The organism is Terrabacter sp. P5_B1, from assembly GCF_056400505.1.
Map to the genome: position 1 here is coordinate 1 of NZ_JBFULD010000481.1, position 2,196 is coordinate 2,196.

Sequence of the window (2,196 nt, forward strand, 5' to 3'; positions counted from 1 at the left end):
GGTCCGGGCGTAGCGTCGCCGGCATGAACCCCCACGGGCGGCCGGTCGCCCTCGTCACCGGAACCTCCTCGGGCATGGGCCTGCACACCGCGGGCGAGCTCGCACGTCGCGGCCTCGTCGTCGTCGCGACGATGCGCGACACGTCGCGCGCCACCGCCCTGACGGAGGCGGCCGCACAAGCAGGCGTCGAGGTCGACGTGCGTGCCCTCGACGTCACCGACCACGATGCCGCGCACGCCTGCGTCGAAGGCGTGCTCGCCGACCACGGCCGTCTCGACGTCCTCGTCAACAACGCGGGGCGCGGCGCCGTCGCGACGGCAGAGCAGCTGAGCCTCGACGAGATCCGCGACCAGCTCGAGGTCAACTACCTCGGCCCCGTCGCCCTGACCAAGCTCGTGCTGCCCCACATGCGAGAGGCGGGCTCGGGCACGGTGCTCACCGTCACGAGCGTCGGCGGCGCCGTCGGGCAGCCCTTCGCCGACGCCTACTGCGGCGCGAAGTTCGCCGTCGAGGGCTTCATGCAGTCGCTCGCCGTCGTCATGCTCGCCCACGGGGTGCGCGTCTCCGTCGTCGAGCCCGCCGCGGTGGCCAGCGACTTCGTCTCCAACGTCGCACGTCCCGACGACGCCCGGGACGCGGACCCGTATGCCGCCCAGCTCGGGGCCTACCTCGCCCGGTCGGCGGGGGCCTTCGCCAACGCCCAGTCGTCCCGGGACGCCGCCGCGGCCATCGCCGACGCCGCGACGTCCACCGACTACCGCTTCCGCTGGCAGACGTCGGAGGGTGCCACCGCCTTCGTCGGGATGTCCCTCGCGGACACCGACGGCAGCCGCGTGCTGGGCGCGACCCGTGGGTGGATCGAGACGGCGCCGAACTAGGGTCTGGAACGTGACCTACCGCAGGCCTGTCCCCACGATCGGCGACCCGTCCTCGGCTGCCGAGCGGGCGCAGGCGCCCGACGCGTGGGCCCTGCGCGACGACCTCGACTCGCTCGAGCGGGTCGTCGGGGCGCGACGCGACATCCGTCGGTTCCGACCCGACCCCGTGCCTGCCGACGTGCTGACGGCGGTGCTCACGGCGGGCCACCGCGGGCCGTCGGTCGGGCACAGTCAGCCGTGGCGCTTCGTCGTCGTCACCGAGGCCGCGACGCGGGACGCCGCGGCGCTGATGGCCGACCGCTGCCGACTTCGCCAGGCCGCGGGGATGGCCGAGGAGTCCGCACGCGGCCTGCTCGACCTGCGCCTCGAGGGCATCCGCGAGGCGCCCGTCGGCATCGTCGTCGCGTGCGACCGCCGGACCCCGGCCGCTGGCGTGCTCGGTCGCGCGACCTTCCCCGACGCCGACCTCTGGTCGTGCGCCGCCGCCATCGAGAACATCTGGCTGACCGCCCGCGCCCACGGTCTCGGACTCGGCTGGGTCACTCTCTTCGAGCCGGCCGAGCTCGCCGACCTGCTCGGCCTTCCCGACGGCGTCGAGACGCTGGGCTGGCTCTGCCTCGGCTGGCCCGACGAGCGCCCGCCCGAGCCCGGCCTCGAACGTGCCGGCTGGTCGAAGCGGCTGCCGCTCGACCAGGTCGTCATGCGCGAGCGCTGGACCGAGCGGGACGCCCCACCCTCGCACCTTCGCGCTCCCGAGCCTGCCGAGCTCGTCGCGGCCCGCGACCGGTCGGACGACCTCCTCGCCGTGCCCGGCTCGCTCGGTGTCCTCGACACCGTCCTCGACCGCGTCACCGCGCTGACCGCAGTGGACGGACGGGGCACGCTGGTCGTGGCGGCCGCGGACCACGCCGTGACGGCATACGACATCACGGCGTTCGACCCGTCGGTCACGGCGGACGTGGCGCGCGCCACCCGTGAAGGCACGTCGATGGGCGCCGTCGCCGCCCACGCCGCCGGCCTCGACGTCGAGCTCATCGACGCTGGGATCGGTTGCAGCAGAGGCGATCTCGTGAACACCGACGCGCTCGACAAGATGACGTATGCCGGCCTGCTGGCTCTCGGGCGCGAGCGCGGCCGCGTGGTGGCCGGCGCCGGCCCGGTGGCGCTCGGGGAGGTCGGTGTCGGCAACACGACCGTGGCGGCCGCCGTCGCGGCCGCCCTGCTCGGCGTGCCGGCCGAGGACGTCGTCGGTCGCGGCTCCTCCGCCGACGCCGCGAKGCTCGACCGCAAGCGCGACGTCGTGACGCGGGCCCTGGCC

Annotated in this window: 2 protein-coding genes; both read left to right on the top strand. The window is 75.0% G+C overall.

Annotated features, from left to right (window positions below; translation table 11 throughout):
• Positions 1–74: 74 nt before the first annotated feature.
• Complete coding sequence (locus tag AC1DP0_RS21135; RefSeq protein WP_478088405.1) at positions 75–878, top strand: SDR family NAD(P)-dependent oxidoreductase; 804 nt, start codon at positions 75–77, stop codon at positions 876–878.
• Between the two features lie 10 nt (positions 879–888).
• Positions 889–2,196, top strand: a 1,308-nt coding sequence (gene bluB / locus AC1DP0_RS21140) for a 5,6-dimethylbenzimidazole synthase (RefSeq protein WP_478088403.1), incomplete at its 3' end; no start/stop codon positions are given.

Excerpts from the sequence above, each read along its gene's own strand:
- AC1DP0_RS21135 (WP_478088405.1), top strand. The coding sequence starts at position 75 with ATGGGCCTGCACACCGCGGGCGAGCTCGCACGTCGCGGCCTCGTCGTC.